3 protein-coding genes and 1 pseudogene are annotated in these 4,170 nt (G+C 54.2%); 1 reads left to right on the forward strand and 3 read right to left on the reverse strand.

The features are described 5' to 3' along the window. The 3 genes and pseudogenes from ACIQ3A_RS14035 to ACIQ3A_RS14045 all read right to left on the reverse strand — a co-directional run. Positions 1-732, reverse strand: a pseudogene (locus tag ACIQ3A_RS14035) (hypothetical protein); the annotation flags it as partial. 128 nt (positions 733-860) lie between these two features. Next, entirely contained in the window at positions 861-2,255 is a 1,395-nt protein-coding gene (locus ACIQ3A_RS14040; RefSeq protein ID WP_396432343.1) for a helix-turn-helix domain-containing protein, read from the reverse strand. Positions 2,256-2,282: 27 nt separating this feature from the next. Next, the gene (locus ACIQ3A_RS14045) at positions 2,283-2,504 is read right to left on the reverse strand and encodes a hypothetical protein (protein ID WP_396432344.1); all 222 of its coding nucleotides are present in this window, start codon (positions 2,502-2,504) and stop codon (positions 2,283-2,285) included. Between the two features lie 516 nt (positions 2,505-3,020). On the opposite strand from ACIQ3A_RS14045, the gene ACIQ3A_RS14050 reads away from it, so the two are divergent. Beyond that, a partial coding sequence (locus ACIQ3A_RS14050) for a hypothetical protein (RefSeq protein WP_396432345.1) occupies positions 3,021-4,170 on the forward strand: 1,150 nt, incomplete at its 3' end.

Raw genomic sequence — 4,170 nt, forward strand, 5'->3', positions numbered from 1 at the left:
CGCGACCTCCAACCCCTTGATCTGAAAGTGGGCTTGCGTGTGTCGGTCTTTGGCAAAGGGTGCCGTCTCGGCATCGGTGTCAAACGCAGCGCCATTGAGCTTGAACGCCAGTCTGGGGTGGGTGGTCACATCGCGTTTGCCGCCGATGTTGCTCAAAAACGGCATGTCAAGTTGCACATCGGCCAGCGTGTGGCTGACCGACTTGGGCTCATCGAGAAAGCGAACACCGCCCCCCACGATCTGGATGTTGAACAAGGACAAGCGGGGAAAGCCAGAGCCTGCAGAGCCTGGAGAGCCTGCAGAACCTGAAGAGCCTGCTCCTCGGAGCCGGTCCACGACATCGTCGATGTCAAAGCGGCCCTGCCCACGATGCGTCAAAAGCAACTGTGGATCGCGCAGCAGAATGGCGTCCGCCACAGGCGCCCAAAATACAAGGGACTGCAGTGCCGCGTTGATTTCGATGTCGCCGACCTTCAGCTGCGGCTCAAGCAGTGCGCCGTTATCACCGGCCTGGGCGATGCGCAGACCGCGCAAAATCAAAGCCATCGACCAGGGCTTGAACCTCACTTCATCCAGCTTGACCACACGCCCCAGCAGCTGCGTGCCTTGTTTTTCAATTTGCCAATGCGCCAGGCTTGGAACAGCCGCCCAGCTGAGCACCCACAACAACGCCAATCCGAGCCCGAAAAACAATGCCTGGCGCTGCCAGCGCCGCAGGAGGCCCAAATTCATGATCAACTCTTGGTAAAGAACAACACGCCTTATTTTCGCCCCTCAGAAGCCTTCATTTGTAACGGCAACCCGCGCTAAAACCATTCAACACAAGAAAACCAAAGGCAGAAGGCGTGTCAGCACCTCACTCAAGATGGCTTGAATGCGCCCGATCGAAGTTCATCACTGGATGAATGTGAAGATTGAAGGTTTTGCCCCCTGAAATTGACCGGCATGCTTTGTAAATCGACCTTTTCAAGCGACGCATCCTGCGCAAAATGGCGCCAATCTTCGATCAGGCTGGAGTTGGCCGAAATCAAGTGGCCATCCTGGTCCTTGAACCACAGCATGAAGGGCTGCCTGGCCAGCCACTCTTGTTGCTGGCGTTCACGCGCCAATTCTTGAGCCATCTGTTTTTTATCTTCGGTCACATCGATCATCACCAACCTGCACTCTTCACCCATTTCATCCAAGGTGGCGTCGATTCGCACCACCATTTCAGACCGGTGGTCGGTGGCACAAAGCGTCACCTCGCAATAGCGGCGGCACCTGCCGCTAAAAACTTCCTGGTGATACGTCAAAAAAGCGGCCTGATCGGACGGCTTCATGAAGGCCTGAAAGGGACTCAGCTTATGCTGCGACCGCTGTATGTCCAACATGATGGCGCCCGCCAGATTGGTATGCACCACCCGCCCTTGCCGGTCCAGGCTGACAAAACCCACAGGCGCAAAGTCGTAGGCGTCCTGGTATTTGTGCAAAAGATCATGGTCTTGCCCAACAGGCTGCAGGCAGGCCTCATCTGATTCAAAACAGGCTTCAGGCGTGCGCCCTGCACGCTCATAAAGGCGTTGCGTTTCAGAAGACACCAATGAAAAACACTCGCACACACAGTCGGTCAAGCCATCGCGGTCAAGAATATTGATCTTGCCTCGGCCACTGGCGACCAAACCCGCCGATTGCAATTTCCCCAAAGCCTGCGTGACCGATTCACGGCGAACCCCCAGCATATTGGCAATCATTTCATGGGTGACTTTCAATTGGTCAGAGTCCAAGGCATCCCGGTTGAACAACAGCCAGTAACTCAGGCGCTCACTGACCGAATGGTGCCCAATGCACACAATGCTCTGTGACATCTGCGTGATCAAAATCTGGACATAACACAGCACCAATTGCTGCAACTCACGGCAACGCGTCATCTCCATCAGAAAAGCATCGGCCGGCATTCTGAAGGCTTGCCCGGCACACTGAACCACCACCCGGTGGTTCATGGAGCCACTGCCCAGAACCAGGGCAACGCCCACCATACCGTCCCGGCCAGTCATGGCCAACTCGGAGCTGTCACCGTCTGTTGTGTGGGAAACCAAGGACGTGGTGCACGTCGTTGGAAAATAAACAAACTCCAATGATTCACCCGCCTCATAAATCACTTGGCCAGCAGTCAGATCCACTGGCTTGAGATGCTCCGACATCCGGGCGTAGTGACTCAAGGGAACACCCGCTAATAATTTATTCTGACGGGCACTTTCAACCATGGGGTAAGACATAGCGTTCCTTTCTGGCGCCTGGGCGCATCAGTTCACACAAACCAAGGCCGACAAAGCCACTTGGTGACAAGTGTTTTGCACGGGAGAAACCAAGGACAAACCACTGATGGGTTCTTTTGATACGGCCACCACCGACTCTGAACTGCATTCAGCGGTCGGGAATATCCCGTACAACAAGGCATTCATCTCTTCCGGGCTCAAAAGTGGCGTGGTTAAAGGCTTTTGCAAAAAGGCGGTGGGTAAATTCATGGTCAATCCAGTCATTTATTTGATGAAAGATGGCACTGCATAAGAGATCGCCATCTGCTGGACTCCATGGTGTGGGAATCAAACCCAGATAACCACTGATCAAAAGATTAGATTGCATCAACATACCGGCATATATCTTTCGATAAAAAGCCAAATAACCGCATTAACTACTGGAAAAAAATAATCAACAAACGGTAGCGCATCCATTCAAACAAGTAATCCAGCTTCTTGGGCCTTGGTAAAGGAAAGAAGCCAAAAATGATTCTGCAGATGCTTGCTGGAAATCAAGATGCAACAGGGCCTCTTTCCATGGAGATATTCACTTGGCAATGCAGACGCATACCGACAGGGATACAACAAACGCGCATTAAAAAACACACCCAATGCTGAATGGTCAGCCACCCAGGCAAAGAGGAACCTGCTTGTACTGCACGCCAGAAGCGCGCAGTTCCCAGATCGGGAAACAGATCAGGATTTGTCGACCAGCACGTGGCTCGACGCAACTAGGAGTTCAACATGTCTAAATCGAGCACTTTTGGGAAAAAGCCCATTTCTCTGCGCACTGACCGTGACGATGCAACCGATGCGCCGCTGTACGGCCATGTCACCGCTTTGAATGCCATGGAAAATGCCGCCGAACACACCATGAAAGCAGCAAGCAGCCCGGCATTCATGCCCACCACGGATTCGGAAAGCAGCATGAAAACGGCCAGCTTTTCAACAACCCCCGTTGAAATATCGCCCCTGGCCGCCATTGTCCCCAGTGCCATCACCTACCCCAGCACCAACATCAGCAAGGTCTACCAGCACTGGGCCGATGGTGATGCCGCACAGGGCACCACGGCCGAATGGAACAACAACATCCTGTCCGATGGCAAATCAGACTACTTTGAAGGCGAGGTGGTGCCTCACGTCTATTTCTACAAAGCCAGCAACAACACACCTCTGACGACCGGGCAGACCTACTCGTTCAACGTCACCTACAACTACTACCAGAGCAACACCAATGCGGGCGGTTTTGTTTACATGACAACTCCCAACGCAGACCGCAGCCCGACCAGCTTTGCAGGCGGCGATGCGCAAGCCGACAGCACCTTCACCAACGGTGGCGGCATGCAAGGGTCGTTTTACACCGTCAACGCCAACATCACAGGCGTCAGCAACGTGACCTACACCGGCAGCGCAGGCAGCTCCAAAGATGCGATCGTCACCGTCACCTTTGTTTACACCGGTCCCACGACCAAATCGGGCGGTGCCGAAATCCAGTATGGCCTGATGATTGCCGCCCCTGGCGATGTACCCGACCAAGGCAAAGGCATGACCGATGGCGCCAACGCCTGGACAGGCGGCTCCCTGCAAACCACCGTAGACATCGGCGGCAGTGGTGCCACATCCATTCAGTTGGCGCCCTCGGCCATCATCGTGGGAGAGATCAGCGGCATGAAATTCAGTGACATGGACGGCAACGGCACCCGCGACGCAAATGGTGCCGATGACATCCTGGGCAATGCCGACGATGAAGTCGGCTTGGCCAACTGGAAGATATTTCTGGACCAGGACAACGATGGCCAGTGGGACACGACTGAACAATTTGCATTGACCGATGCCCTGGGCAAATACACACTTTCAGTGACGCCAGATTCAGACCGATCTGATTCTGATAATG

It is taken from the genome of Limnohabitans sp., assembly GCF_044361985.1.
GTDB lineage: Bacteria > Pseudomonadota > Gammaproteobacteria > Burkholderiales > Burkholderiaceae_C > Limnohabitans_A.